Here is a 26,651-nt window from a genome sequence, read left to right as displayed (position 1 = left end):
AGCATGTAAATTTTCACATTTTAAATTTTTTCTGAATTTTTGATATAATAAGAGCCGAGTTGAGCGGATGCTCAATAAATTATAACCGGAGGGGATCGAATGAAGAGAGAAGAATTAATTGCACCAGATCAGTACAACATCGTTTCAGAGTTTGAAAAATTTGCGACAGAAGGTAGTCGTAAAGCGGTTCTCTGGGAAGATGATCAAGGTAATCGGAAAGATATTACTTATGTTGAATTAATGAAAAATGCGAATAAAATTGCAAACGCTTTCTTAGATAATGGTTTGAAGAAAGGCGATAAAGTTTTAATTATTGTTCCAAGATTAATCGAGGCTTATCAAATCTATATTGCAGCATTGAAGGCAGGTTTGGTTGTCATTCCAGGTTCTGAAATGCTCCGGGCGAAAGACATTGACTATCGCCTAACTCATGGTGAAGCTAAGGCAGTGGTTAGCTATTACCCATTTGTTTCAGAGTTTGAGAAGGTTAACCGAGTTAGTGACTTACAGCGATTTGTAGTTGGAGCGGAGCATGACGACTGGCTACATTTAGAGACTCTAATGGACAAAGCGTCAGATCAGTTTAAAATAGCTGATACGAAACGCGATGATATGGCATTTTTATCTTATACATCTGGTACAACCGGCAATCCAAAAGGGGTTGTACATACTCACGGCTGGGGTTATGCTCATCTTAAAACCTCTGCATCTAACTGGTTAGGGGTTGAAGAAGGAGATGTTGCTTGGGCAACGGCTGGTCCAGGCTGGGCAAAATGGCTATGGAGTCCGTTTTTATCTATATTAGGCTCGGGAGCTACTGGATTAGTTTATAACGGTAAATTTGAACCTAAGAAATATTTACAGCTTTTACAAAACTACAAAGTGAACGCACTTTGCTGCACACCAACTGAATACCGTTTAATGGCAAAAGTAGACGGTCTTGATCAATATGATCTTTCGAGTTTAAAGAGCGCGGTTTCTGCAGGTGAGCCACTTAATCGTGAAGTGATTGATACGTTCCGACGTATTTTGAGGTAACCGTTCGCGATGGTTATGGGCAGACCGAGAATACGCTGTTAGTTGGCATTACGAGAGATATGGAAGTTCGTCCAGGTTCAATGGGTAAACCAACTCCAGGGAATCATGTTGAGATCATTAATGAAGATGGTGATCCGGTTGGGGCTGATGAAGTAGGTGATATCGCGGTTCATAAATCAACACCTGCATTATTTAAAGAGTATTATAAAGATCCGGAGCGTACTCAAGCGGCATATCGCGGTGAATTTTACTTAACGGGTGACCAAGCGAAGAAAGATGAAGAAGGTTACTTCTGGTTTGAAGGCCGTAGTGATGATATAATCATCAGCTCAGGTTACACGATTGGACCATTTGAAGTAGAAGATGCTTTGGTTAAACACACTGATGTTCAAGAGTGCGCAGTTGTTGCGAGTCCTGATGAGGTTCGTGGAGCCGTCGTTAAAGCCTTTATCGTATTAAAAGACGAAGTCAATCCGGAACGTGACGGCTTGGTTGAAGAGCTACAAGATCATGTTAAGCGTCTAACCGCACCATATAAGTATCCACGAAAGGTTGAATTTGTTAAAGATTTACCGAAAACGACATCAGGTAAGATCCGCCGCGTTGAGTTAAGACAACGTGAAAAAGCGGCAGTAAAATAATTCAAAATAGCCTCTTTAAAGGGGCTATTTTTATGTTGACTTAATAGTAGGGATTTTTATAATAAAAATTAGAGAGTGAGAAAGGAGATTTTTATGAAACGATGATATTAAAAGAATTACAAGTCTCTTCCTATTTACTTCAACTTGAGTCACTTATCCGACGGCTTCCTCAGCAGCATGAAAGTTATTCAATTGTTCAGGACCAGATTGCCCGCGAGCACGCGGGTTACTATGGTGAATGTCAGTTGATATACCCCTTATCAAAACTAAACTTCCCCACCGATTTAATCTATCAACTTCGGTTACCCTACAATCATAGCTTTTTTCAAATCGATTGTTTGCTCATGACGCCAAGGTTTTTCCTAATTATCGAAGCTAAAAATTACCGAGATCTCGTTGTGTTTAATGAATTTGATCAAGTGTTGCATAAAGACAGGGTTTACCAAGATCCAGTCATGCAGGTTGAAGAACAGAAGTATCAACTTGAAATGTGGCTACAAATGAAAGGAATCCCTCCCATCCCTATTGAGACCTTAGTCACCATGACCAACTCCCAAGCTTTACTGAAGGCAGCTTCCCCAAATCATAAAGAAAAAAGTCGTTACCCTTCCTAAGTTATCGAGCAAAATTAGAGAACTATCAGAACAGTATAAAGCGCAACTATTGAACGTCAGCGACTTGAGATGGCTCGGGAACCAAATGATGATGGAGCATCAGGATTATGTTGCGGATGTCTTGATGAAGTTTCGGGTAAATGAAAAAGCGTTACGCCAAGGTATAGTTTGTCCTGAATGTGGGGTGTTGGGGTGAAGATGGTTAAGAAGCGTTTCGAATGTCCTCAATGCAAAACTCGTACATCAGATGCATACCTTACGGCTCTAAAAGATAGCTTCTTGCTAGGGAAACGAAATATTACCAATAGTGAATTTAGAGAATTCAGTGAAATTCAATCACATAGTACAACTAGAGATCTTCTGGTTAGATCAAACCTTAAGAAAGAAGGCACAAAAAGATATACAAAATACCAGTTATGTTTTGATTATAAAAGAGATTTTGATTATTTGAAGAGAAGAAAAAGAAGTAAGAAATTATAAGGGAGATAACTATATAGAGAGCGTAAAACCGCTTATAGAAAATGAGGATACGTTCATAGAGGGAAACAACCGTTGATAGAATGAAAAGTTACGTTCATAGAAAAAGAACAACCGTTGATAGGATGAGAAGTTACGTTCATAGAAGGAAAACAACCGTTTATAGAACGAGAAGAACCGTTCATAGAGAGTCGAACCACATGGTAGGGAGTGGAATATTTCCGCTCCCTATCATGTTCAACTTAGTGATACGGATTCACATGTACGTAAACGTCTTGAACTTCTTCGTGGTCGTCCATGAGTCGTTCTTTGACGCGGGCGGCAATGGCATGTCCGTCGTCAACGGTAATTTCAGGGGCGACGCTGATCTTAACGTCAATGATAACGTAGGAACCGTGGGTGCGTGCGTTCAAAGTGTCAACGCGTTTTAACCCCATCTACCTTTAACACACACTCGAAAAAGTGCTCTGTATCATCGTCATCTAGAACGGTTTCAAGAGTAACGTTAACTGCATCTTTTCCTAACTTAAAACCCATCCACATGACTAAGACAGCAATTAACGTTCCAGCAACAGGGTCAAAGTATTGCAGAAACGTGATTTGATACTCTCTGCCCAAAATTGACAGTCCAATCCCTGCTAAAGCAATGACTGAAGACAAGGCGTCTGATCGGTGATGCCATGCGTCAGCAATGATCGCAGGACTGTTGATTTTATTTCCGAGTCGATATTTATACTGGAATAAGGCTTCTTTAGCGATGATAGAAAAAATGACTACATATAACGCGTAGATGCTTGTCTGTTGGGTTGTTCGATCCCAAATCGATTGGACCGAATCAAGTAATATTTCAAAACCAACAATAATTAACAGAATAGATACGATTAATGTGGCAATGTTTTCTGCCTTTCCGTGACCATATGGATGTTCTGGATCCGGCGGTTTACGTGCTGCTCGAATCCCGATTAACACGGCAAAGGAGCTAACTACATCTGAGGCAGAGTGAAAGGCATCAGCAATTAACGCTTTACTATTGGTTAAAACTCCTGCGACACCCTTTATAATAGCTAAAAGTAGATTCGCTATAATTCCGAGTATTGAGGCGAATTGTGCTTTTGAGTAACGTTGATCCATTTAGATAACCTACTTTTTATACGTATTTATAGAGTAATTTTCATTTTAACAATAAAATACATTAACGTCTATTTGAGCACTATGTAAGCCTATCTACATATAATAATCCATAAGTGCAATTTTGACGAAAAGGGAGATGGCAATATGTGCGGTATAACTGGATGGGTTGATTGGGAGGGGATTAATCAAAGAGAGCATGATCAAACGATTAAAAAAATGACGAATCAACTCATAAAACGTGGTACGGATGATGAAGGGTACTTTCTCAATCAACATGTCGCGTTTGGCCATAGGCGTTTAGCAGTCATTGACATAGAAAATGGAAGGCAGCCGATGATTGTGACGCATGTCGGTCATACTTATACAATTGTTTATAATGGAGAGTTATACAATACCAATGACATAAGAAAAGAGTTATTGAAAAGAGGTTATCGGTTTAAAACTACGTGTGATACTGAAGTGCTGCTTAACGCATATGTTCACTGGGGACCGGATTGCTTAGATTATTTAAATGGGATTTTTGCGTTTGCTATTTGGGATGAGAAACGAGAACGAGTCTTTATCGCGAGGGATCGGCTTGGCGTTAAACCGTTATTTTATGCTAATGCAGGTAAAAATAATCTTTGGTTCTGAGATCAAGTCTATTTTGGAGCATCCTGATATAGAACCCGTAGTAGATCGAGATGGGCTCGCTGAAGTTTTTGGTCTAGGACCTTCTCGTACACCGGGTCATGGAATTTTTTCTCAAATTGACGAGCTACGTGCTGGTCACGCCATGTTAGTAACAAGGCAGGGAGTAAAAACCTGGCGCTACTGGAATGTTCAAAGCGAGAAGCACGAGGACTCATTTGATGAAACAGTCGAAAAGGTTCGTCATCTTTTGTTGATGCTGTAGAACGTCAGTTAGTGTCTGATGTTCCCATCTCAACTTTTCTATCAGGTGGTGTTGACTCAAGTGCTATTACAGCCATCGCTGCGAATTATTTTAAGGAAACTAATCAAGGACAGCTGCCAACCTTTTCTGTTGATTATAAAGGAAATGAAAAACACTTTGAAGAGAGTGTTTTTCAGCCGTCTAATGACCGAGATTTTATCAAAATCATGGTCAATCAATTTAAAACGAATCACACGGACTGTGTAATTACCGAGCAAGAACTCTTTGATACTTTAAAAGAATCTGTCATACTCCGCGATCAACCTGGAATGGCAGATGTGGACTCGTCACTTCTTTGGTTCAGTCATCAGATTAAAAAAGAAACGACTGTTAGTTTATCTGGAGAATGTGCAGACGAAATTTTGGTGGGTATCCGTGGTTCCATAATCCTGAGTTAAATGGAGAAGATGGTTTTCCGTGGATACGTTCATTAGATCATCGAGAGAATTTACTATTACCTGAATGGAAGAAAAAATTAAATATTAAAGATTACGTAAAAGAGCGTTTCAACGAGACGGTCACTGAAACGCCTATATTAGATGGGGAATCTAAGGTTGACCGTAAACGAAGAGAGATGTTTTACCTTAATATGCAATGGTTTATGGCGCAGCTGCTAGATCGAAAGGATCGAATGAGTATGGGAGCAACACTCGAAGTTCGGGTACCATTTGCCGATCATCGTTTAGTAGAATATGTTTGGAACGTTCCTTGGGAGATGAAAAATGCTGGTGGATTAGAAAAAGGTCTGCTCCGTAAGGCCTTAGAGGGTATTTTACCACATGACATTTTATATCGAAAAAGAATCCGTACCCCAAAACGTTCCAGCCACAATACGAGAAACTAGTTATGAATTGGATGAAGGACATCTTAAACGACCCTAATAGTTGCTTATTTGAAATCTTGTCGAAAAACCAGGTTCAAAAGCTGCTCGAATCAAATGGTAACCTGTTTAAAGAGCCTTGGTACGGTCAGCTTATGCAAGGGCCGCAATTAATCGCGCATCTTTGTCAGATAGATTACTGGATGAGGCACTATAACATTAAAATAAAGTAGGTTAAGGCCTGTGCCTTAACCTACTTTGTTCATGGTTTGCTGAGTTGCCACTTTCTCAATCCAATTAAATGGATCATTGAGACGGCCATATTGAATACCTGTTAATGTTTCATAAAGTTCTTTAGAGAGCTTACCAGTTTGACCATTATTAAAAACATTTTATGATCGTTCCAGTCTAACTGCCCAATCGGAGAGATGACAGCGGCAGTACCAGAACCAAACACCTCTTCAACATTTCCCTTTTGATACTCTTGATAAAGCTCGTCGATTGTGATCTTGCTCTCGCGTACACTAATTCCCCAATGTTTTAACAATTGAATAACTGAACTTCGCGTTATACCACTTAAAATACTTCCATTAAGTTCAGGAGTTACAACTTCATCTCCAATCTTAAAAAATACATTCATGCTACCAACTTCTTCAATGTACCTCTTTTCAACGCCGTCTAACCAAAGTACCTGAGAGTAGCCTTCCTTACCGGCAACTTCCTGCGCCTTCAAACTAGATGCATAGTTTCCGCCCGTTTTCGCTTCACCAGTACCCCCACGTACAGCACGAACAAAGTCATTTTCCACCGCGATTTTATTGGATTGATTCCCTCTTTATAGTAAGCACCAACAGGAGATAGAATAATTACCAATTTATATTCTTTAGATGGTGCAACTCCTAAAAATGGTTCCGTTGATATAATCATTGGGCGAATATAAAGAGATGTACCATCAGCTTTTGGAATCCATTCTTTCTCAATATAAATCAGTTGTTTTAAGGCATGTAGCAAAAAGTCTTCATCAAGTGTCGGGATACATAAACGTTCGTTTGAGCGGTTTAATCTTGCAATATTTTTCCGTGGGCGGAAAAGAAGAGGTTCACCTTGAGGATTAAGGTAGGCTTTGAGTCCTTCAAATACGGATTGACCATAATGAAATACCATGGCAGCCGGATCGATTTTAAGTGGTTCATAAGGAACAATTTTGGCATCGTGCCAGCCTTCTGCATCTGAATAGTCCATTACAAACATGTGGTCAGTAAATGTTCGGCCAAAAGCAAGCTCTTCACTGTTTGGTTTCTCACGATAGGACATTGTTTTAAATACGCGTAGTGTACGATTTTCCATGTTGTCATCTCCTTATTATCTGAAAATTTTAATAAAAATGATAATACAGGTTTGACAGGATTTCAACCCCTTTTTCTAAATGTAAGCGTTTTTTATTTGAATTTTTAAAATATTTTGATGATAAAGGTTGATTTGGACTATTTTGAGGAGTAGAATACAGGTTAAAAATTTTAAAGTAACTAAGTGGTGCTTTAAAGGGAGTGATTTTAATGAGTTATTTAGATCAATTAACACGTGCTCACCAAGGCGGTCCAAGACTACATAAATCTATAGAGGTAGCACAATCACTAGATGAAGCTTACCAGTTTCAGAGTAAACTTATTAAATTAGAAACTCAAAACCATAATCATTTAAAAGGCTATAAAATCAGCCTGACTAGTAAAGAAACGCAGGATTTATTTGATGCAGAGGAACCTCTATATGGCGCACTTACGGAAGACTCCGTGATTGGCGGCCAATTACAATTAGAGCATATGTCTGAACCATTAATAGAAGTGGAACTTATGTTTTTGGTTAAAGAGGATATTCATCCTGAAGATGATGAGATGGATATAATAAGGAAAACCCAAGTCGCTCCAGGTATTGAAATTCCAGATTCCCGGTACGAAGATTGGTTCCCTCATTTATCTTTGAATCAAATTGTAACTGATCGAGCAGTTGCAGGGAAAGTAGTGGTTGGTGAGCACAAACATGATTTAACCTTTGAACAATTAAATTCAATTAATGTATCAGTAACTTTAAACAATGAACTCATTGCGACTGGCCATTCAAGTGAAGTGCTGGGAAACCCGGTTTATGCTGTTAAATGGTTAGCTCAACAATTAGCTAAAACAGGTGAGACATTACAGTCTGGTATGGTTATTTCATCAGGAACATTTTATGATGCCCCAGCAACTAAAGAAGGGTCATTATAATGTTCATTTTGAAGGTGTAGGCGAGGTAAGTTTAGAAGTTAATTAAACTTTTTTATAGAATAAAACATCAATTTTAATCCAAATTCGGTTTAAATTGGTGTTTCTTTTTATATTTTGAAAAGTTATTGTAAAGTTATTTCGGTTTTTAGTAGTATATTCCAACTATTAGAATGATTAAATCCTTATTTATATAGGACTAAAGATTCTTTTAAATTAACCAAAACATTACTTTATTTACAAATCAGTAACATGTGTTTTGGCTCTGTTTGAAGCGGGTATCTGATTAGTGCAACGAAAAAATAGTTGCAAAACACATAATCAAAACATAAAAAAGGAGTGTTTTGAAATGAAAAAATTAATTATCAGTTCATTACTAGTAGGTACAGGTTTCTTAGCAGCTTGTGGTGGCGGCGGTGAAGAAGATCCGGCCACTGAAGATCCAGCAACTGAAGAAGATAGTGGTACAGAAACTGAAGACGGTTCAACTTCTGAAGATGGCACTACTGGTACTGGCGAAGAAGGTACAACTGATGATAGTACATCAGAAGATAGCTCAACAGATTCAACAGAAGGTAGTAGCGATGAAATGGAAGATAGTGAAAACGAAGATGGTACTGAAGGCTCAACAACAGAAGGTTCAGAAGAGGACTCTGAATCATAATTAATTAGATTAACTCTCACCCTTTAAAAAGATAGCTTTAAGCATAAACTCCCCCTAATTTTATAGATTCGGAAAATCCTAAGGTTCCAAAAATGAACCTTAGGATTTTTTATTTTTGATGTGTGGATGTCTTATATTTTAACCAGAATGTCTTATAAACTAGATTAAATGTCTCATAAAATCAGTCGAATACCCATTTTCGACAAAATTCGATGCCTTAACTTTCACTCCAATGTCCCATAAACGGGTTTTTATGTCCCATAAATGTTATGTTTTTTCGTATTAGTCAAGATCATTATAGGTAGTTGATGACCACCAGAGTCAAGCTTTCTACTTAACATATTTTTTGCGTGTGGGCTACTGCACAGTTTTTTAAAAACAAAAAAATTAGGACAGACACGGTTAACGCCCAGTGCATAGTATGAAGCGTAGAGGTGAGAGCAGTGGAAGAGTTAAGTAAAGCGGTTGAGGTGGAACAAGAAGATCTGAGGCGTAGGCAACGTAATAATCGAATTAAACAGCTATTAACGATCTCATCCCCAGTATTAATGTTGTTAATTTGGGAGTTGTTATCAAGAACAGCTGTAATTGACCCAAGATTTTTTCCAGCACCAACGCTCATTATTGAAACATTATTTTCAATGGGGGCATCAGGTGAATTGTTTGAACACGTCAAAGTGAGCTTGATTCGCATTCTAAGCGGATTCTTATTAGGCGTTATTCCAGCAATTACATTAGGGCTCATTATGGGGATGTATTCATCCATAAGGCATTTCTTTTCACCTTTAATCATGGCATTAATGCCAATTCCAACACTTGCGATGTTACCAATCATTTTAATTATTTTTGGAATTGGTGAGTTTTCAAAATGGTGACAATCGCCTTAAGTGTCTTTTTCCCAGTGGTGATTAATACGGTCGCTGGTGTGATGAGTATCGATAAGGTGTATGCAGATGTGGCTAAAAACTATGGAGCTAACCCGAAAGACTTCTTTATGAAAATTGCCCTTCCCGGTGCCATGCCAGTTATGATGGAAGGCATCCAAATGGGGCAGGCAATTGCACTTTTAACCATTGTCGCTGCAGAAATGATCGGTGCTAGGTCAGGAATCGGATATGTTATTTGGATGAATTATAAGGCATTTCTTATTCCTGAGATGTTTGTAGGGCTTTTGTTAATATCGTTTTTTGGCTACTTGTTCTCGTTATTACTACGTGGCCTACAAAGTAAGCTAATTCCATGGAAATAGGAGGAATGACGTTGTCTCATCTTGGAAAAATTCAAGTCGATGGATTAACAAAAGTGTTTATCAAAAATAAGGAGCGCGTCATGGCCCTTGAAAACATAGATTTTTCAATTAAGGATGGGGAATTTGTATGTATTTTAGGCCCTAGTGGATGCGGGAAGACGACATTACTTCGAATTTTAGCTGGACTTGAAAAACCAAGTTCAGGCGAGTTTAACATTCAATCGAGTGAATCAGCACGCCACCCATTACAATCTATGGTTTTTCAAGAACAAGGAGTTATTCCATGGATGACTGTTGAGGAAAATGTGGCACTGGGTCTACGAATGCGTCACGCACCCAAGAAAGTTATAAATGACAGAACTAATCATTACTTAGAAAAAGTTGGCTTATCTAAATATAAAAACTTATATCCGAAAGAATTGTCTGGGGGTATGAAACAGCGAGTTAGTATCGCTAGGGCATTCGCGAATGATCCAGAAATATTACTAATGGATGAACCGTTTGCTGCTCTAGATGAGCAAAACAAGTTTATTTTACAAGAGGAATTACTTGCGATTTGGGAAGAGACAAAAAGACAGTGATATTTATCACGCACAGTATTGATGAAGCTATTTTACTTAGTGATCGAATCTTTTTAATGACCTCTCAGCCTGGAACGATTAAAGAAGAGGTCACGATAGACCTGCCGAGACCAAGGCAGATGACACAAGTTAGGTCAGATCCAAAGACAGCTGATATTTTCTTAAAAATATGGACCCATCTACAAGATGAGGTTCAAGAATCACGAAATCAATAAGAAAGGTAGAGTGAACATGATTAAAAAGTGGTTTGCACTTCCGCTTTTGCTTCTCGTCTTGACGTTAGGCGCTTGTAGTCAAGAGGAGGGTAAAACAGGTTCAGGTGGTGAAATAGAGGAAGGCCTTGAACCATTAGAAGAAAGAGCGACTGTAGTAATAGCTGAAGATGGTGCTGCATCTGGTGCAGGTTTTTACATTGCTAATGAGATGGGCTATTTTGAAGACTATAATATAGAAGTAGAATTTGCGACTTTTGGCAACAGCGATGAAATGTTACCTGCCATTGCAGCAGGTGAGGTAGATGTAGCAGGCGGCATTTCAACAGCTTCGTTCTTTAACTCGATTGCTCAAGGTATAGATGTTCGCATGATTGCGGATAAAGGACATAACGTAGAAGGTAGTTCTTACTTCACATTTGTTATTCGTGAAGACCTTAAAGAAGAAATTAAAGATTACTCAGATTTAAAAGGAAGAACGATTGCCGTATCATCTCAAAATGCCGTGGATGATTATATTTTCGGTGAGATGCTTAAGCACGCTGGCCTTACAAGAGACGATGTTGAGTTTGTTCTTATGTCGGACTTCGGTAATATGTTAGCTGCTATGGGTAATAAACAAATTGATGCTGCTCTACAAATTGAACCACTGATCACTCAAGGTGAATCGCAAGGTCTACACCTTCGATTTAAAGATGCAACAGATTATGCACCAGAGGCTCAAATTGCAATGGTGCTTGGCTCGCCAAAATTTTTAACTGAAAAGCGTGATGTTGCCCAGAGGTTTATGGCTGCCTATCTAAAAGGCGTGCGTGACTACAACGATGCGTTTATTAAGGAGACTGGAGATGTTGACCAGGTCATTGAAATCATGACTGAATATACAGCACTTAAGGATCCTGAACTGTGGAAAAAAGTTGGCGTAACAGGACTTAATCCAAATGGTAGAATGTTTGTTGAAGATATTAAGAATCAATATGAAGTATATAAAGATAACGGCGCCATCAAAGGTGAGGTTGACTTTGAGCAAGCAATTGATACGTCTTTAGTGGAAGAGGTTTTAGAGAAGATCGGTGAATATGAGTAAGGATAATGAACTGCCCATGCCCCTGGGCAGTTTTTTTATGACCAAATGGATTGAACAGAGGACCACTAATAGAAGAGATGAAATGTTGTCTTATAATAGAGGTCTAGATATACATAAAATACAAAAGTACGCTCACCGCGAAACTATTGTAGACCCTTTCAATTATCTGAATTATTTTTCTTTAATCGAAAGGGTATTTTATGCATAATTATGTGTTAATATGCATTTAATCGTATAAATATACAATTTTGGAGAGGGGATCTACAATGTCTAAAAAGGTTATGTTTTCGGCGTTATCTATTATTCTATTAATCGTTCTTGCTGCGTGTGGTGGGAGTGAAGGAAGTGGAAGTGCTAATGCAGAAAGTGAATCAAGTGAAAGTAAAGGTACGTTAGTGATGGGAACATCTGCTGATTTTCCTCCTTTTGAATCTTTTAATCCAGAAGGGGAATTTGAAGGGTTTGATGTTGATTTAGCTCATAAGATTGCGGAAGAACTAGGTTATGAACTTGAAATTAAAGATATGAAATTCGATGGATTAATCGGATCTCTTCAGTCTGATCGTGTTGATATGGTTATGGCAGGTATGTCAGCAACGGAAGATCGTCAAAAAACGTTGATTTCTCTACGGAGTATCACCATTCAGGTGAAATGTTTGTTACTACAAAAGACTCAAATATTAAGAGTTTAGAAGATTTAGAAGGTAAAGTCGTAGGCGTTCAATTAGGGACCATTCAATACGAAGGCGCTGAAGAGTTAAAAAAAGAATATAACTTCGAGCTTAAATCGATGGACCAAGCAACGACTCTAATTCAAGAGTTAAAAACAGGACGCATTGACGTTGGTTACATGGATAAAACAGTTGCAGAAGGCTATATCGAAGAGCAAGGTTTAGCTGGATTTGATGATCCGACTACGAGTTCACCAGGGATGGCAGTTGCTTTTCCAAAAGATAGTGATTTAAAAGAAGATGTTAATGCTGTAATTGAACAATTCTTAGAAGATGGAACGATTGATGAACTAGCTAAAAAATGGGAGCTAACAGAAGACTAAACAAATAGAATTGAGGTGTTAAGGCATGAATTTGGATTTTACCCAAATCGTGCCTTATATTCCTTTTATGCTTGAAGGAATATGGGTTACGTTAAGATTTGTCATTATTGCAATCATTATTGGTTTTATTTTGGGCGCAGTGATCGCGCTAGTAAAAATATCTGATGCTAAATATCTTAAATGGCTTGCTGATTTCTATACATCAGTGTTTCGGGGGACACCGTTGATCTTACAACTAATGCTAGTCTATTATGGTGTTCCGCAGCTTTTGGGTTACGACATACCAGAGTTTCTAGCAGCTATACTAACATTTGGCTTGAATTCATCGGCTTATGTTTCGGAAATTATTCGTGCAGGTATTCAAGCTGTCGATAAAGGACAGAAGGAAGCGGCACAAGCTTTAGGTATCCCTTACAGGCAGACGATGGTCAAAGTTATTTTACCTCAAGCGATGAAAAATATTTTACCAGCACTCATGAATGAATTCATTACATTAACAAAAGAATCGGCCATTGTGTCGGTGATTAATTACTTAGATTTAATGCGCCGCGCGTCTGTTGTTGGTGCCGACATTTACCGTAACTTTGAACCGTATTTATTTGTCGGCTTAATTTATTATGGAATGGTTATGATTTTAACATTATTAGGCAAGCTGCTTGAACGGAGGCTGAGTCAGAGTGATTAAGGTTGAACATTTATATAAAAATTTTGGGGATTTAGAAGTGTTGCAAGACATTGTAACGGAAGTAAAACAAGGTGAAGTGGTGGCTGTGATTGGACCATCTGGATCTGGTAAATCCACGTTATTACGATGCATGAATTTGCTTGAATCCCCCTCAAGTGGTCAAGTGTTAATGGATGATGAAGATTTAATGGACCCTAAAACAAACATTTTAAACGTCAGGCAAAAATTGGCATGGTATTTCAGCACTTTCATCTTTTCCCGCATATGAAGGTGATTGAAAATTTAACCTATGCACCTATGACAGTTAAAGGGTTAAATAAAAAGAAGCAGAAAAAGGGCGAAAGAGTTATTAAATCAAGTTGGTCTAAGTGACAAAGAACAGGCTTATCCAAATAAGTTATCTGGAGGTCAAAAACAACGTGTCGCCATCGCCCGCGCTTTGGCGATGGAGCCCGAAGTGATGCTCTTTGATGAACCGACATCAGCATTAGACCCCGAAATGGTCAAGGAAGTGCTCGATGTCATTAAGTCACTTGCCAATACTGGTATGACAATGGTTGTGGTAACTCACGAAATGGGTTTTGCAAAAGAAGTAGCAGATAGAATTATTTTTATGGATTACGGAAAAATAGTAGAGGAAGCTAAACCAGAAGAGTTTTTCTCCTCTGCTAAAACAGAACGTGCGAGAGATTTTCTAGACAAAGTTCTATAAGCAGTAGGAACTCTTCTATTCATTGGAATAGGAGGCGCTTATGGACACAAAACATTTTAAAAACCCAGTTTTTTATGTATCTGCTATCGTGATCGCGCTGTTAGTTATAATTGGAGCCATTATGCCTAAACAATTTGGTGAGGTTGCGAATAGATTATTCTTATTTACAACCTCTAAATTCGGGTGGTTTTACCTAATTGCGGTATTCGTTTTAGTCATATTTTTGGCTGTGTTAGCTTTTAGCCGGTATGGAAAAATTAGATTAGGCGGAGAAGAGGAAAGGCCAGATTATCCATTTTTTTACATGGATCGGGATGTTATTTTCAGCAGGCTTTGGGGCGGGACTCGTCTTCTGGGGTGTTGCGGAGCCGATGTCTCACTTTTTAGAGACACCATTGAAGGTGTGGAGCCTTTAACAGAAGAAGCAGCTCGCTTAGCAATGGGCTATTCCTTTTTCCATTGGGGCGTCAGTCAATGGTCTGTTTTCGCAATCGTTGGATTAGTCGTAGCCTTCATGCAGTTCAGGCGAAGAGATGCTGGACTAATCTCTAAGGCGATGGAACCTGTGACTGGTCATAAACCTGTTGTCACTAATACGATTGATACGTTAGCCGTTATTGCGACTGTAATGGGGGTTGCGACATCATTAGGTCTCGGTGTTTTACAAATTAATGGGGGATTATCAACTATTTCAGATATTCCTTCAGCTGTTTGGGTACAGCTATTAATTATTGTGGTTATGTTCGTAGCTTATATGACATCCACCTTTACGGGGCTTGATAAAGGGATTAAATACTTAAGCAATATTAACTTAGGGTTATGTTTACTGTTATTAGTGTTTGTGCTTATATTTGGCCCAACAATCTTTATCTTAAATGCATTTACTCTAGGTATTGGCGATTATATTTCTAACTTTATAAACTATAGCTTAAGGCTTCAGCCATATAAAGGCGGGACTTGGGTGCGAGATTGGACTGTGTTCTACTGGGCATGGGCGATCGCATGGTCACCTTTGTCGGTGCATTTGTGGCTCGCGTATCAAAAGGACGCACCATCCGTGAGTTTATTTTAGGTGTTATGGTGGTACCGCCCGTCATTGCTTGCGTGTGGATTGCAGCATTTGGTGGGACAGCACTAGATGCCGATTTAAATCATCAAGCAGGCATTGCTGAAGCGGTTAATAATGATATTGCTGTTGCGTTATTCCAAGTTTATAATCACATACCTTTAACATTCATTATGTCAGTTTTGTCAGTGTTATTAATTTTTACATTCTTAGTCACATCAGCCGACTCAGCTGCCTATATACTAGGAAGTATGACATCTCGAGGAAGCACTACTCCACCTTTATCACATAAATTTGTGTGGGGGATCTTAATATCTGCTATTGCAGGTGTTTTGTTATTAGCAGGTGGATTAGACGCATTGCAGACGGCATCGTTGGTGTCGGCTTTACCGTTTACGGTTATCATGCTCATTATGTTAGTAGCGATTATGAACATGTTAAAGCGGGAGACGATTCCTATTTCTAAGAGAGAAGTTAAAAGGCACGAACGAATTCAAAAGAAAATTAACGCACGGAAAAAGGATTAATTACTTTATCGCCTTCGAAATCATTCGAGGGCTTTTTGTGTAATAATGCATATTTCTCCTAATATTGGTTTAACTAAAACTATATAACAAAAACTAGAAAGAGGAGTCGGAATGAATCACAATGCCAAACAAACTGTTAAGTATTTCGTTATTGCTTTTATTATTAGCTTTATTATTGGTCAAGTACTCTCGTCTATTTTCTCAAATGCAGAGGAAGTGGATGTTGACCAAGAAAAAGGCTTCGATATTGTGGAAACGGATTTTGATGGAATTAGATTATTAACTTATGAAACAAGTGAAGATATTTATAGTGTTAAATTCGAATTGCCAGTGTTTAAGTCAGACGGGCTTAACAATTTTTTAAAGACTACATGAAACGTACGATCAATCAATTCATGTCAACCATTGAAGGAAATGTAACTAAAGAAAGGCCAGGGAATTTAACGGTTAATTTAGATATTTACCAGGCTGGTGAAGATTTGTACTCGCTTGTCTTTACTGAATCCGAATATACAGGCGGAGCAAACGTCAATGAAACTGGTCATACATGGCTAGTAGATGTAAAGACGAACAGAGTGATTAAGCAAGGAGAGTTATTTAAAAAACGTTCGTAAAGCAAGAGATATCATTAGACCTAAAGTCCAAGAAGCTCTATTAGAACAGACGGATTTAGGCATTTTTGAAGAAGAGTTAGAGGAGTGGGTTAATAAGCCGAAGTACATGTTTGAGAATATGTATATTAATGATGGAAAATTGATCTTCAGGTTTGATAAATACGAGATTACACCTGGTGCAGCTGGAATGCCTGAGGCAGAGATTCCCATTGATAATGAAATTCAAACATTGTTGAAAAAGAATTGGTCCCAGAGATTAGGGTTTAATTAAAAAGTTAGAAAAATTCTTTTCAAGGGTAGATAAAATGAGCTTTTTTACTTCGTCGACAAAATTCGCGGTAGATAACTCACAAAAAGGGTAGATATATTGTTATATGGGGTAGATAAATTCACGAAAAAACAACCCATGATGCGGAAAGAGCATCATGGGTTGTTTTTAATTAGCCAAGTTATCTAGTTGACTTTGATATAGCTCAGCATAATGACCGCCTTGTTTGATCAACGATTCGTGTGAGCCTTTTTCAATGATTTGACCATGTTCAAGCATGATAATTTGGTCAGCGCTTCGGATTGTATTTAGTCTGTGGGCGATTACAAAACTTGTGCGGCCTTTCATCAAGCGTTGTAGCGCCTCTTGGATTTTAACTTCTGTCACGGTATCAATACTACTCGTCGCTTCATCTAAAACTAAATTTTGGATCAGCAAGTAACGCACGAGCAATCGTTAATAGCTGCATTTGACCTTGGCTAATGCCACTCCCATTAGGGTCCAATACAGTGTCATACTGATTAGGGAATTTCATAATAAATGAATGAGCATTAGCATTTTTGGCTGCTTCAACAACTTCTTCATCTGTTGCATTTAACCTGCCGTATCTAATATTTTCTTTAATTGTTCCCTCAAATAAAAATGCATCTTGTAAAACAAATGCCATATGTTGCCTCAAACTAGAACGTTTAATGTTTTTAATCTCTGTACCATCCAACAAAATTTTTCCGCTATCGTAATTATAAAACCTCGATATGAGATTGATGATTGTCGTTTTACCAGCACCTGTGTGACCAACAAAGGCAACGGTTTCTCCAGCTTCTGCTTTAAATGAAACATCTTTTAAAACAACATCATCCTCATCATACGAAAAAGTTACGTGATCAAACTCAACTTCCCCTTTAGGTTCACCAATCTTAATCGCATTACCTTCATCTAATTCTTCACTGTCTTCATCTATAATATCAAACACTCGCTCTGCACCTGCAACGGCAGAGAGGAGCTGGTTGAACTGGTTCGATAATTCGTTTAAAGGTCTTGTAAACTGTCTAGCAAGCTCAGTGAAAATGACGATCGTTCCAACTGATGCCATGTCGTATACGACTAAAACTCCACCAACAAAGGCGATAATCGCAAAACTAAAGGAGTTTAACATGTTCATCAGTTTTGGGATAAAACCAGATATAGCAGCAGCCCAGAAGCTGGATTTCATGACTTGATCATTTTTTTAAATCAAACGTTTGTTTGACTCGATGTTCTTGAGAGAATGTCTTAACAATTTTCTGACCAGAAATGGTCTCTTCCACATAACCGTTCATGTCCCCTAAACGTTTTCTGTTGTATTTTAAACAAAGGCCCAGTACGTTTCGTAATCCATTTCATTCCTAGAACCATCATTGGAATAATTGTTAATGTGACTAAAGCTAATAACGGACTTAGGTACAGCATAACAGCAACGGTTCCAATTAATGTTAGAACACTTGAGAAGATTTGAATAACAGATGAGTTTAACGTGTTACTTACATTATCTACGTCATTAGTTACTCGGCTCATGATTTCTCCAAATTGTCTTTTATCAAAAAAGGCAATAGGAAGGAGGTGTAATTGGTTAAATAATTGCTTTCTTAAGTCATAGACCGTATTTTGAGCAATTCCAATCATCACGTATTGTTGTAAGAACATAGCTAAGGAATAAAAAACGTAAATCCAAAATAACCAAATCATCACTTGGCCAAGACCAGCTGATTCGCGATCTGTATTAATGTAATCATCGACAGCTCTTCCAATCATGGTTGGTCCAAGGATGGCAAGAGCGGAGGAGATGACAACCATTAGAAACACAAATAGTAGTCTCCATTTCTCAGACATCATCATATTCCAAATACGCTTCAAGGTTCCTTTCCAGTCACGAACTTTTGGTTTAGCTCTAGGGTCGTCAACTCTCTTAGCTTCACTGAGATCAATTTTGTCATGTTTAAATGGCTCTGTTAAAAACTGCTTAACGCTCATGCACACCCTCCTTTCCGAATTGTGACTCAACAATTTTGCGATAAAGATCAGAAGTCTTCAGTAATTGATCATGCCTGCCAACATCTAATAATTGACCATCATCCATTAGAAATATTCGGTCTGCATTCATAGCCGTCGTGATTTTTGTGTCACAATCAGTGTGGTGCACTCGTATCGTTCGATGGCTTCTAGTAATTTTGATTCTGTTTTTAAATCCAGTGCACTAGTACTATCATCTAACATTAGAATCTTAGGTTTTCTAACTAATGCACGAGCAATGGAGACGCGTTGTTTTTGACCACCAGATAAGTTAACGCCTTTTTGCCCAATTTTGGTGTCATAACCTTTTTGTAAATCTTTAATCGTATCGTGAATTTGAGCATCTTTAGCGGCTTTTACGATATCATCTTCTATTGCTTCGTTTTTACCCCAGCGTATATTTTCACGAATAGAACCGGTAAAAAGTAGCGGAGCTTGAGGTACGTATCCGATCGTTTGGCGTAAATGATCTAATTTATAATCACGAACGTCATGACCATCGACATAGACCTCACCATTTGTCACATCATATAATCGTGGGATTAATTGAAACAGTGACGTTTCCCGGAGCCAGTCGCGCCGATGATTGCAATTCGTTCTTTTGGTTTAACTGTAAATGATAAATTTGATAAGACATCTTCTTTTAAACTTGGGTAACGGAATGACACATTAGAAAATTCAATAGAGCCATCGTTCACACGATACTGCTTCTGTACATCTTCAGACTCGGTTAAATCAATTTCAGCATCTAATACATTTGAAATGCGGTCTGCTGAGGCCTTCATTCGAGCAATTGCCATCGTCAAAAAGCCGAACATGGAAATGGCCATCGATACTCTTAGGGCGTAGTTAATAATTGCAACTACATCCCCAACCTGAGCGTTGTCGTTACTGACTTCAATACTTCCGTACCATAAAATAAATAGTAAGCTCATGTTCATGACGAAAAGAAGAACAGGCATGGAGGTTTCAATTAATCGTAAAGATTTCTTAGTGTAATTCATCAGTTCAGAGTTCGCGCCAATGAAGCGGTTGGTTTCGTGCTTCTTACGTAAAAAAGCCTTGATTAGACGGATTCCAGAAAGATTTTCTTGCATAACACGGTTCACGTTATCTAATCGTTCTTGTACTTTCCCAAATAACTTTCCGGCTTTCCGAACAACAATGAGTAAGAATCCGATTAACAACGGAACAGTAATTAAGAAGATCAGTGCTATTCTCCAGTTAACGATGAACGCCATCACAACGCCGCCTATGACTAATAATGGGGCTCTTAACATGATTCTTAGACCCATAAAGATTCCGTTCTGAATCATACGGATATCATTAGTAAATCGAGTAATTAAGGATGAAGTCGGATATTCGTTTAAGTTTTTGAATGAAAAGGCTTGAACTTTCTCGAACAACTTCTGCCTAACATCATATCCGAATTTAAACGTCACGTGCGCAGAATAAAATGAGTTAATGATTCCTGCGGCAAATGATAATATAGCTAATCCGACCATGATGGATCCCCAGTAGATAATGGTATTTAAATCTTGAGTTTGAATCCCTTCATCAATCATCTTTCCTAAGAAGAATGGAAGAAGTAATTCGACCGTTAACTCCGTTAACATGAGTATCCAAGCGATAATCATATGTATATAATAAGGCTTTAAATAACGAGCAATATATCTCATGATGAGTCCTCCAAGTATAAATCCTAAGTAACCATTATTTTACCGAAAAATAATAAAAATAAATAGTACGGGGCTCGAAATTTTCAGTAAAATTAAAAACCTACCTCAAGAGGTTTTGAGGTAGGAATTGTTTAACTAATGATTTTGTTTTGTATTTACAAATAAGGTTCCGTCAGGTGATAATTCTGCATAAAAAACATCGCTAATTTAGTCTATGCCATGACTTTTTAATTGTTCGTTCAACCACTCTACAGTTAAATTGAGTTTTGTTAAATTAGTTTTATTAACTTTTCCATCAGATACTAGTTCGGTTGATAGTGGGTCTATCAATTGGTTTGGACTGGCGCCAATGTTTAAATCTCCTTTAGTAGCTGCAGCAGCTATTGCTCCTATAGAAATCGCAGATACAAAATTAAAAAAGGTAAGTTGACTAATTTCTTTTCTTCCCATAATTCTGGTTAGGATAAACAATATAAAAAATGAAAGAAACAGCCTCAATAAAAGTTGAGATAGATCCATTTTCTCACTACCTTACAATACAATGATAAGGTTAGTTTTAATTAGAAAAGAAATATTATTCGTATTGACCTTTTATTAATCGGTTACCTTGTTATAGCTACCATTTTCGTATTGAAAAATTAGTGTTAGTTCATTTGTAGCTACTTCGTATTCATAAATCGATCTATTGTCCATATTGATATAATACCAACCGTAAGTTGCTCTCGCATTATCGTTTTCCTCATAGACCTGAATGCGAGCTAAGTTTTGGTCCGCATAGTCCTCGGATGGTGGCTCTTGCCCATCATAACTGGCTTGATAACTTTCGCCTAGCTGGAGTGCTTTGAGAACCTCTTCTTCGGCTTGCACATCAGAATCAATTTTAGCTGAATTTTGATCTAAATTATTGACATTTACTTGGTCAACAATCCATGCGTCTTGTCTTTTATTAATTGTGAATGTGATTTCTAAATGCCCTCTTAATTCACTGTCATTTTCTTGCGTTACTTGATAAGTTTCATCATCTATTTGAGACGTTTGATAGTCTTCATTGGTATTAATAAAAACAGGAAATTCTGATGCAGATAAATATAGCTCACCATCTCGCTCTTCAATCAACGTGTCGATATGGTCTTCAGCCAGTGATGATGACATCGCTTGGGTTAGATAGTTTTTAACTTCATCTTTGAGTCAAAATTAATTTCTTGTGTGTTTTCGTTTTTTAATGACGTAATCGTCTCTTCGTAGTTGGTTAATACTTCATCTAAATTTGGATCCTTTGCTTCAGGATGCTCTTCAGAAAGAACTTCACCTGTTTGATCGTCGATGTTGATAATAATCGCAGAATCATTGGCGTCAATTCCGATACTCCAAAATTGTTCGTTCTTATTAAAAATAACGTTACGAATCACGATTTTCTCATAATCACTAGTATTAGCTTCTGTCAGTGCTATTCTGACTGCTTCATCCTTTGTCATTTGAGAATCATCAACTGTTTCATTATTTGTAATTTCGTATTCATCTAATACATTGGCTGATTCCTCATGATCTTCATATGAACCTTCTATTTGATGCCCTATATCAAGTGAATCGGGTATGTCAGTAATCCAAATTGATGTTTCATTGTTTGAATTTGTTATTAAAGCCTGTTGATCTTCCATTTTGACAATATACCCTTCAACGGACTCAGAACTTGGAGATGCGGTATTTTGCTTAAATAATTGATCGTAATTGTTTATAAAAAGAAAACCAACTAATAAGGTCGCTATTAAAGCGGACGCTACTGGAAAGGGATGAAAGATTCCCTTTTTAGACTTAGTATGCCTGGCTTCAGTGATTTTCTCTAAGACTTGATGACGGTCCTCGTCAGTAAATTGAATTTGATTTTGATAGTCTTCTTTAGCCTTTTGCAACTTTTTATCCAAGTTGATCACCTCCATCATGTTCTAGTTTAGGTTTTAACTTTTTGCGTGCTCTTTGAAGTCTCGCCTTCGCAGTGTTTAACTTGACCGACAATGCCGATGCAATTTCCTTTAGCGATAAATCCTCGAAATAATATAAAATAATGACCTCTCGATATTTTAAAGGAAGTTCATTTACAGTCTGTAAAACCTCTTTAGAATCTTCTTCCTGTATGGAATGCTTTTCAGGTGATTCTTCATCTTTGTTTCGCCAAAGATTCACAACCTTCTCGCGATAAATTCGCTGCCGATTTTTTACAGACCTTAAGTGGTCTTTGCTTTTATTAATAGCAATGGAATAAATCCAGCTTCTTAGCGATGACTGACCTTTAAACGTATTTAAGTTCTCGTAGACTTTAACAAATACATCTTGAGTTATGTCGTCTGCATCTGATTGATTTTTGACATAAGAATAAACAACACGTTTATTTCATGTCCATATTCCTTCATGCATTCTTCTAATAGCCTGAGGCTCTCTTCTTCGGATAATGGATTAGATTGTGCCTCTAAGTTATTTGACATGATCTGCCTCCTTTCTTCTATAACTTAAGACGGATAAGCTTTGAAGATGGGTGCAAAAAAGACCTGGTTTTAGTTTAACCAGATCTTGTTGATTGTCTTATTTTCTTATCAGCTTCTTCTTCAATCACGTCTTTCAGCTGATCGAGAACGGGGCTGAATTGAGTATGTCGTCCAAGCATATAGCTCATGTCATACTCGATTGGTAGCCATGTGTCTATGTCGGCTTCGTTATGTTGAATTTGGGCTTCTAGTTTATCTAAAGCATTGGCAACTTTGGCTTCATAGGTTTCTTTTGCTTCAAATTCGTGCCAGAGATGATACCACTCAGCTCCTTGCTCACCACTAACTAATTCTCTTATATTTAGAATAGCTTGTTCTTCATTCTGTTCTTTTAGCTCTTTCGCTTGTTGATCGTTCTGTGTATCAAAAGCGGGAATATCCCCTGCTTCAGCCTCCACTAAGTCGTGGATAATAGTCATTTTTAATAGTTTAAGAGTGTCGACTTCTCTTTCTAAGTGTGGTCCAACTAACATAGCCATCAGTGATAGTCGCCATGTGTGTTCCGCAACACTTTCTTGCCTTCCATTTGACAGCCAACTGTGCCTAAGCTCGTATTTAAGTTTTTCAGAAAGGTGAATGACTTCCATCATTTGTTTAAATTTTTCTTTCATATTCTTATCACACCTTATAACCGTTTGTTATGAAAAAGTGTATAATAATAATGAAAGATTGTATAGAGCGTCGGGGGGAGAATTTGTTGAAGGAAATAGTGGATTATTTACATCAGATAGAAGAAGAGATGGTTGATTTGTTAGAACAGTTAGTCTGTTATGAATCACCATCGACAAGACCTGATTTAACTGAAAAAATAGGGCGATATTTATCTAATATATTTATAGACATGACAGGCGGTAAGGTTGAAAAGTTATTTAGCGATTGCTACTCAACTCACTTAAAAGCCGTTTGGGGAGAAGGCGACAAACAGCTATTAATCATTACACACATGGATACGGTTTGGCCAGAGGGTACCTTAGAGGTCATGCCGTTCTCTATTACAGACGGGAAAGCCTACGGGCCAGGTACTTTTGATATGAAAGCAGGTATTGTTCAGGCGTTATTTGCAATTAAACTTTAAAAGAATTAAATATTCATTTAGATAAAAATAGTTTTAATGATGACAAGCGATGAAGAATTAGGAAGTCCGACGTCAAAGGATTATATAATAGAAGAAGCTAAAAAGAGTGATGGAGTGTTTGTGCTAGAACCATCTCAAGGTAAAGAAGGGGCACTAAAGACAGCGAGAAAAGGTGTTGGCACGTTTGAAATCCGTGTGCATGGCGTTCCATCTCACGCTGGAATTGACCCTGAGAAAGGGGCTAGTGCCATAGAAGAACTAGCTGAGCAGATTACCTATTTGTCGAGTCTTACAGATTTAGAAAAAGGTACGACGGTGAATGTTGGCTTAATCGATGGTGGCTCTCAAAAAAACGTCATCGCAGAAGATGCGCACGCGGTAGTTGATGTCCGTGTGCAAACGAAAGAAGAAATGAACCGTGTTGTTCCACTCATTCAAAATTTAAAGCCACATGATCCAAATATTGAGATAACAGTAACCGGTGAAATTTACCGCCCGCCTTTAGAGCGAACAGATGACATTGAGCGACTTTTTGAAAAAGCTAAATCTCTAGCGCATGATTATTTAGGTATTGAATTAATTGAGGAATTTACAGGCGGCGGAAGTGATGCAAACTTCACAGCATCACTTGCCCCTACGTTAGACGGGCTGGGAGCAGTTGGAGCGGGGGCGCATGCCCACCATGAGCACTGTGTGGTCAGTGAAATGCCTAAACGCAGCGCTCTGTTGGCATTGTTATTAATTGAATATGGAAAGTAAGGCTGGAGCAAATACGCTTCAGCTTTTTTTGTTTAGAAGATTCAATGAATAGTACTTTATTGCCGTTAGGGGCGAGCTGAATGTCGTTAGGTGAAGTACGATTGTCGTTGGGACAACTTGAATTCAGTTAGCCATGATGAGTTTCGCTAGCAACCATACTATTAGCACATCCTCTGTAACTAACATTTAACGAGACATCGTACAAGTTGAATGCTATAATATTGGCAGTACACGGAAGGGAGTTTTATCGATTTTACACAAACATCCCTACTTTAGCATTAGGCGTGAAATAGATCATTTTAAGTTTCAACAAAATAGAATTGAAGAAGAGCATTGGATCGAGTTATATGATGATAAAATTGTGACGTCAGATCAAGAATACTCAATCGAACAAGTGCTTGATGTCTCATATAAAATGTTATCTAAACGGTACGGCTTTTTTATCTACACACCATAAAGGGTGTCATCACTTTGCATGTCAAAGAGGCTCCAGAAGAATTTGTCCGATTGTTTAGAACGGTTGAAAGAAAATAAATGCACAGTGTCTTTAAATAATGGAGGATTTAAAATGGATAAAAATAAAGTATTACTAGTTGATGGGATGGCTCTACTAATCCGAGCATTCTACTCAACAGCCATGTCGGGTTATTTTATGGTAAACAGTAAAGGGATTCCGACAAATGGCATTCATGGTTTTGTTAGACATTTACTTACAGCTACAAATACTTTTAAACCAACTCATGTGGTTGCATGCTGGGACATGGGAAGTCATACGTTCAGAAATGACCTTTACTCTGAATACAAAGCCAATCGAGGTGCTCCGCCAGAGGAGTTAGTTCCTCAGTTCGATCTTGTTAAAGAAGTAACAGAAGCAATGGATATCCCGAATGTCGGGGAAGTTGGCTACGAAGCCGATGATTGTATCGGTACGCTGGCCAATCACTATAAACAAGATTCAGAGGTTTATATTTTGACAGGAGATCAGGACATTTTACAGTTACTTGATCAAAATGTGAATGTTGTCCTCCTAAAAAAGGTTATGGTAATTATGATATTTACCATGCTGAACGATTTACAGAAGAAAAAGGAATTACACCGCAGCAAATGATTGAGTTAAAAGCGATGATGGGGGATTCTTCAGATAATTATCCAGGTGTACGAGGAATTGGTGAAAAAACAGCTTTAAAACTATTAAAACAGCACGGTTCACTCGATAATATTTTAGCTAACCTAGATTCACTAACAAAAGCTCAACGTTCTAAATTTGAAACAGATCTTGAAATGGTTTATCTATCACGCAAGTTGGCTGAGATCTACTGTGAAGCTGGAGTCACTTGTGATCTTAAAGATGCAGAATTTCGTATTAATCGCAACCGGGCGATGGAAAAGTTCCAAGAGTTAGAATTTAAACGTTTAGATCAAATGATATAGAGGTTGATGCAAAGTGCGTTTATGGTCCATTCATCCAAGATATTTAGATGCAAAAGGGTTAGTTGCTTGCTGGCGCGAGTCTTTATTAGCTCAAAAAGTGTTGCTTGGAGAAACAAAAGGCTACAAGAAACACCCTCAGCTAGTCAGGTTTCGTGAACAAGCTGATCCTATGCAAGCAATAGGAATCTACTTAGAATATGTGTATATTGAAGCAAAAGCGCGTGGTTATAACTTTGATCATTCTAAAATTATTAAAGTTGAACCAGGCGAACAATTAATGGTAACGACAGGGCAACTTGAATATGAATGGGCACATTTACGTGCTAAGTTAAGACAGCGAGACCCTAATCGTTTAAAAAAATTAAAAACATTAGTCGCAAAAGACATTATTCCGCATCCGTTGTTTAAAGTCATCGATGGACCTGTGGAGGAATGGGAAATAGTAAATTAGTAAAAAGTGAGCTGAAGAAGCTCACTTTTTTCATA

At 38.0% G+C, this 26,651-nt stretch carries 18 protein-coding genes and 12 pseudogenes; 19 read left to right on the top strand and 11 right to left on the bottom strand.

The window, feature by feature from the left end; all coding sequences use genetic code 11:
• The first annotated feature begins 99 nt into the window (after window positions 1-99).
• The 3 genes and pseudogenes from mbcS to JCM13188_RS02920 all read left to right on the top strand — a co-directional run bounded on the left by mbcS (window position 100) and on the right by JCM13188_RS02920 (window position 2,773).
• A pseudogene (gene mbcS, locus JCM13188_RS02930) lies at window positions 100-1,679 on the top strand (acyl-CoA synthetase MbcS).
• A 101-nt stretch (window positions 1,680-1,780) separates the two neighbouring features.
• Entirely contained in the window at window positions 1,781-2,293 is a 513-nt protein-coding gene (locus JCM13188_RS02925) for a nuclease-related domain-containing protein (RefSeq protein WP_054752010.1), read from the top strand.
• A 192-nt stretch (window positions 2,294-2,485) separates the two neighbouring features.
• Window positions 2,486-2,773, top strand: coding sequence for a hypothetical protein (locus JCM13188_RS02920; protein WP_054752008.1), 288 nt, complete (start codon window positions 2,486-2,488; stop codon window positions 2,771-2,773).
• 239 nt (window positions 2,774-3,012) lie between these two features.
• On the opposite strand, the gene JCM13188_RS17685 is transcribed toward JCM13188_RS02920, so the two are convergent.
• Window positions 3,013-3,207 (bottom strand): cation transporter dimerization domain-containing protein, encoded by a 195-nt coding sequence (locus JCM13188_RS17685; RefSeq protein ID WP_279401295.1) that lies wholly within the window; start codon window positions 3,205-3,207, stop codon window positions 3,013-3,015.
• Window positions 3,188-3,901 (bottom strand): cation diffusion facilitator family transporter, encoded by a 714-nt coding sequence (locus JCM13188_RS02915; protein WP_279401294.1) that lies wholly within the window; start codon window positions 3,899-3,901, stop codon window positions 3,188-3,190. Before JCM13188_RS02915 ends, JCM13188_RS17685 begins: the two co-directional genes overlap by 20 nt.
• Window positions 3,902-4,045: 144 nt before the next feature.
• Between JCM13188_RS02915 and asnB the strand changes: the two are divergent.
• Window positions 4,046-5,888 (top strand): annotated as a pseudogene (asnB, locus tag JCM13188_RS02910) (asparagine synthase (glutamine-hydrolyzing)).
• Between the two features lie 15 nt (window positions 5,889-5,903).
• On the opposite strand, the pseudogene JCM13188_RS02905 reads toward asnB, so the two are convergent.
• Window positions 5,904-7,002, bottom strand: a pseudogene (locus JCM13188_RS02905) (branched-chain amino acid aminotransferase).
• A 209-nt stretch (window positions 7,003-7,211) separates the two neighbouring features.
• Between JCM13188_RS02905 and JCM13188_RS02900 the strand changes: the two are divergent.
• The 12 genes and pseudogenes from JCM13188_RS02900 to JCM13188_RS17675 all read left to right on the top strand — a co-directional run bounded on the left by JCM13188_RS02900 (window position 7,212) and on the right by JCM13188_RS17675 (window position 16,635).
• Window positions 7,212-7,916, top strand: coding sequence for a 2-keto-4-pentenoate hydratase (locus JCM13188_RS02900; protein ID WP_054752006.1), 705 nt, complete (start codon window positions 7,212-7,214; stop codon window positions 7,914-7,916).
• A 346-nt stretch (window positions 7,917-8,262) separates the two neighbouring features.
• Window positions 8,263-8,577, top strand: a complete 315-nt coding sequence (locus JCM13188_RS02895; RefSeq protein WP_054752004.1) for a hypothetical protein — start codon at window positions 8,263-8,265, stop codon at window positions 8,575-8,577.
• Between the two features lie 548 nt (window positions 8,578-9,125).
• Window positions 9,126-9,826 (top strand): annotated as a pseudogene (locus JCM13188_RS02890) (ABC transporter permease).
• Between the two features lie 5 nt (window positions 9,827-9,831).
• A pseudogene (locus JCM13188_RS02885) lies at window positions 9,832-10,622 on the top strand (ABC transporter ATP-binding protein).
• 19 nt (window positions 10,623-10,641) lie between these two features.
• Window positions 10,642-11,706, top strand: a complete 1,065-nt coding sequence (locus JCM13188_RS02880) for an ABC transporter substrate-binding protein (protein WP_054752268.1) — start codon at window positions 10,642-10,644, stop codon at window positions 11,704-11,706.
• 266 nt (window positions 11,707-11,972) lie between these two features.
• A pseudogene (locus JCM13188_RS02870) lies at window positions 11,973-12,760 on the top strand (ABC transporter substrate-binding protein).
• Between the two features lie 25 nt (window positions 12,761-12,785).
• Complete coding sequence (locus JCM13188_RS02865) at window positions 12,786-13,445, top strand: amino acid ABC transporter permease (protein WP_054752000.1); 660 nt, start codon at window positions 12,786-12,788, stop codon at window positions 13,443-13,445.
• Between the two features lie 34 nt (window positions 13,446-13,479).
• Window positions 13,480-14,157: pseudogene (locus tag JCM13188_RS02860) on the top strand (amino acid ABC transporter ATP-binding protein); the annotation flags it as partial.
• Between the two features lie 40 nt (window positions 14,158-14,197).
• Window positions 14,198-15,750 (top strand): annotated as a pseudogene (locus JCM13188_RS02855) (BCCT family transporter).
• Between the two features lie 111 nt (window positions 15,751-15,861).
• Entirely contained in the window at window positions 15,862-16,125 is a 264-nt protein-coding gene (locus JCM13188_RS02850; protein ID WP_054751998.1) for a hypothetical protein, read from the top strand.
• Entirely contained in the window at window positions 16,122-16,364 is a 243-nt protein-coding gene (locus JCM13188_RS02845; protein WP_054751996.1) for a hypothetical protein, read from the top strand. Before JCM13188_RS02850 ends, JCM13188_RS02845 begins: the two co-directional genes overlap by 4 nt.
• A gap of 10 nt (window positions 16,365-16,374) precedes the next feature.
• Window positions 16,375-16,635, top strand: a complete 261-nt coding sequence (locus tag JCM13188_RS17675) for an RsiV family protein (protein ID WP_279401342.1) — start codon at window positions 16,375-16,377, stop codon at window positions 16,633-16,635.
• Between the two features lie 165 nt (window positions 16,636-16,800).
• Here the strand turns inward: JCM13188_RS17675 and JCM13188_RS02840 are convergent.
• The 8 genes and pseudogenes from JCM13188_RS02840 to JCM13188_RS02810 form a co-directional block, all read right to left on the bottom strand.
• A pseudogene (locus JCM13188_RS02840) lies at window positions 16,801-18,642 on the bottom strand (ABC transporter ATP-binding protein).
• Window positions 18,632-20,360, bottom strand: a pseudogene (locus JCM13188_RS02835) (ABC transporter ATP-binding protein). The pseudogenes JCM13188_RS02840 and JCM13188_RS02835 overlap by 11 nt, the downstream one beginning before the upstream one ends.
• A 207-nt stretch (window positions 20,361-20,567) precedes the next feature.
• Window positions 20,568-20,879, bottom strand: coding sequence for a YetF domain-containing protein (locus JCM13188_RS02830; protein WP_054751994.1), 312 nt, complete (start codon window positions 20,877-20,879; stop codon window positions 20,568-20,570).
• A gap of 75 nt (window positions 20,880-20,954) precedes the next feature.
• Window positions 20,955-21,512: a hypothetical protein gene (locus tag JCM13188_RS02825; protein WP_054751993.1), complete on the bottom strand. Its 558-nt coding sequence runs from the start codon at window positions 21,510-21,512 to the stop codon at window positions 20,955-20,957.
• 8 nt (window positions 21,513-21,520) lie between these two features.
• A complete protein-coding gene (locus JCM13188_RS02820) occupies window positions 21,521-22,282 on the bottom strand; it encodes a hypothetical protein (protein WP_054751991.1) in 762 nt (253 codons plus the stop codon).
• On the bottom strand, window positions 22,275-22,697 hold the full coding sequence (locus tag JCM13188_RS17670; protein ID WP_279401341.1) for a sigma-70 family RNA polymerase sigma factor: 423 nt from the start codon (window positions 22,695-22,697) through the stop codon (window positions 22,275-22,277). Before JCM13188_RS17670 ends, JCM13188_RS02820 begins: the two co-directional genes overlap by 8 nt.
• On the bottom strand, window positions 22,694-22,840 hold the full coding sequence (locus tag JCM13188_RS17665; protein ID WP_279401291.1) for a hypothetical protein: 147 nt from the start codon (window positions 22,838-22,840) through the stop codon (window positions 22,694-22,696). Before JCM13188_RS17665 ends, JCM13188_RS17670 begins: the two co-directional genes overlap by 4 nt.
• Window positions 22,841-22,914: 74 nt before the next feature.
• On the bottom strand, window positions 22,915-23,511 hold the full coding sequence (locus JCM13188_RS02810) for an HD domain-containing protein (RefSeq protein WP_279401290.1): 597 nt from the start codon (window positions 23,509-23,511) through the stop codon (window positions 22,915-22,917).
• Between the two features lie 29 nt (window positions 23,512-23,540).
• Between JCM13188_RS02810 and JCM13188_RS02800 the strand changes: the two are divergent.
• The 3 genes and pseudogenes from JCM13188_RS02800 to JCM13188_RS02790 all read left to right on the top strand — a co-directional run bounded on the left by JCM13188_RS02800 (window position 23,541) and on the right by JCM13188_RS02790 (window position 26,616).
• Window positions 23,541-24,734 (top strand): annotated as a pseudogene (locus JCM13188_RS02800) (M20 family metallopeptidase).
• 568 nt (window positions 24,735-25,302) lie between these two features.
• Window positions 25,303-26,165: pseudogene (locus JCM13188_RS02795) on the top strand (5'-3' exonuclease).
• A 13-nt stretch (window positions 26,166-26,178) separates the two neighbouring features.
• On the top strand, window positions 26,179-26,616 hold the full coding sequence (locus JCM13188_RS02790; RefSeq protein WP_054751984.1) for a pyrimidine dimer DNA glycosylase/endonuclease V: 438 nt from the start codon (window positions 26,179-26,181) through the stop codon (window positions 26,614-26,616).
• Window positions 26,617-26,651: the final 35 nt, after the last annotated feature.

Source organism: Piscibacillus salipiscarius JCM 13188 (assembly GCF_001311865.1).
In the GTDB taxonomy this organism is placed as follows: Bacteria; Bacillota; Bacilli; order Bacillales; family Alkalibacillaceae; genus Piscibacillus; species Piscibacillus salipiscarius.
The sequence above is the reverse complement of the archived record's forward strand: the minus strand, read 5'-3'. Positions and strand labels throughout refer to the sequence as shown.

What these genes read in the sequence shown, in the direction of transcription:
- JCM13188_RS02925 (WP_054752010.1), top strand. Translation starts at nt 1,781, where the DNA reads ATGATATTAAAAGAATTACAAGTCTCTTCCTATTTACTTCAACTTGAG.
- JCM13188_RS17685 (WP_279401295.1), bottom strand. Translation starts at nt 3,207, where the DNA reads ATGGGGTTAAAACGCGTTGACACTTTGAACGCACGCACCCACGGTTCC.
- JCM13188_RS02915 (WP_279401294.1), bottom strand. Translation starts at nt 3,901, where the DNA reads ATGGATCAACGTTACTCAAAAGCACAATTCGCCTCAATACTCGGAATT.
- JCM13188_RS02900 (WP_054752006.1), top strand. Translation starts at nt 7,212, where the DNA reads ATGAGTTATTTAGATCAATTAACACGTGCTCACCAAGGCGGTCCAAGA.
- JCM13188_RS02895 (WP_054752004.1), top strand. Translation starts at nt 8,263, where the DNA reads ATGAAAAAATTAATTATCAGTTCATTACTAGTAGGTACAGGTTTCTTA.
- JCM13188_RS02865 (WP_054752000.1), top strand. Translation starts at nt 12,786, where the DNA reads ATGAATTTGGATTTTACCCAAATCGTGCCTTATATTCCTTTTATGCTT.
- JCM13188_RS02850 (WP_054751998.1), top strand. Translation starts at nt 15,862, where the DNA reads ATGAATCACAATGCCAAACAAACTGTTAAGTATTTCGTTATTGCTTTT.
- JCM13188_RS02845 (WP_054751996.1), top strand. Translation starts at nt 16,122, where the DNA reads ATGAAACGTACGATCAATCAATTCATGTCAACCATTGAAGGAAATGTA.
- JCM13188_RS02830 (WP_054751994.1), bottom strand. Translation starts at nt 20,879, where the DNA reads ATGGATCTATCTCAACTTTTATTGAGGCTGTTTCTTTCATTTTTTATA.
- JCM13188_RS02825 (WP_054751993.1), bottom strand. Translation starts at nt 21,512, where the DNA reads ATGTCATCATCACTGGCTGAAGACCATATCGACACGTTGATTGAAGAG.
- JCM13188_RS17665 (WP_279401291.1), bottom strand. Translation starts at nt 22,840, where the DNA reads ATGTCAAATAACTTAGAGGCACAATCTAATCCATTATCCGAAGAAGAG.
- JCM13188_RS02810 (WP_279401290.1), bottom strand. Translation starts at nt 23,511, where the DNA reads ATGAAAGAAAAATTTAAACAAATGATGGAAGTCATTCACCTTTCTGAA.